The 1,342-nt window shown below is 40.0% G+C and carries 1 protein-coding gene; it reads right to left on the bottom strand.

The genetic code is table 11. From position 1 onward, the window contains the following. Positions 1 to 58 precede the first annotated feature (58 nt). Entirely contained in the window at positions 59 to 1,240 is a 1,182-nt protein-coding gene (locus AC1D0Y_RS29440) for an IS256-like element ISBame1 family transposase (protein ID WP_048019288.1), read from the bottom strand. Positions 1,241 to 1,342 lie beyond the last annotated feature (102 nt).

Genomic DNA, 1,342 nt, shown 5'->3' on the forward strand with positions numbered 1-1,342 from the left:
TGGGACCGTCAATAATTTTGTGTAAATGGGAGTTTCCTTTTCTTATGAACGTTACCCACTAGTTTGCTTTAAACATCATTTGTAGTTCTGCGCGAGCTTGATCGAAACCAATATGACATCGTGTCGCAAAGCGCTGATTATACTGGTCAAACTGAGAAACGAGGAAGCGTTCAAGTGACTCTTCATTAGGGAATTGTTCCTTACGTTTACTATATTTCTTGATTTGTTTATTAAACGACTCAATGAGATTAGTAGAATAAATACTACGCCAAATAGACTTAGGAAAGCTATAAAACGTGAACAAATAAGAGTTATTCAGCAATGGTTTTGTCACTTTTGGATACTTTGACTTCCACTTTTCAATAAACGAATGCAGGGCCTGTTGGCCCATTTCAAGGCTTTCTGCGCGGTACACAGATTTAAAGTCTTCACAGATTTCAGCTCGATCGGATACACGAACTTTATGAGCAATCGTACGCGAAAGATGGACGCAGCATGTTTGATAAGAAGAGGCTGGATAGACAGAGAAAACACTGTCCGAGATGCCTTTTAACCCGTCGGAAATAAACAACAGAATCTCCTCTACGCCACGAGATTTGATGTCTTCTAAAAGTTCTTTCCATACAAAGGCGGATTCGTTAGGAGCGATTGTATAGCCAAGTACTTCTTTTGAACCGTCTTCGCGAATGCCAACGGCAATATAGACAGCTTCTTTTGACACCGTATCTCGTTTCAAGGCAATGTACGTAGCATCTAAATAAACGCACGCATAACGTGCGCACAAGGTTCGATCACGGAAGGCTTCTACCTGTTCAGACATCACCTTTGTCATATTTGAAATGGTTTGAGGCGTGTAGTGATGACCATACATGCGCTCCATTAAATGGGCAATTTCAGCTGTCGTTACACCCTTTTGAAACATATGGATGACAAACGCTTCAAGCGTATCATTGGCTCTTTTATAAGGAGCCACCGTCTGTTGCTTAAAATCGCCATTCCGATCACGAGGAATAACGAGATGAAGCTCTCCAAACTCTGTGTGTAGCGTCCGTTCGTACGAACCATTTCGTGAATTCCCTGTATTAAATCCAATACGATCATATTTTTCATAGTCTAAGAAAGCTGTCAATTCGCTCGCTAAGAGCGTATTAACGGCATTTTCTAAGTGAGAACGGAAAATTTTCGTTACATCTTCTTTTTGGACTAGAGCTTGAACAAGATCTGTTGTAAACTGATTCATAGGAAGACCTTCTTTCTTTGAATTGGTTGTGGTGACTTAATTCTACAAGAAAAGGTCTTCCTTTTTGTATTTATTCATTTACACAAGATATTTTACGCTCTC

Source organism: Priestia sp. P1_B12_1 (genome assembly GCF_056406695.1).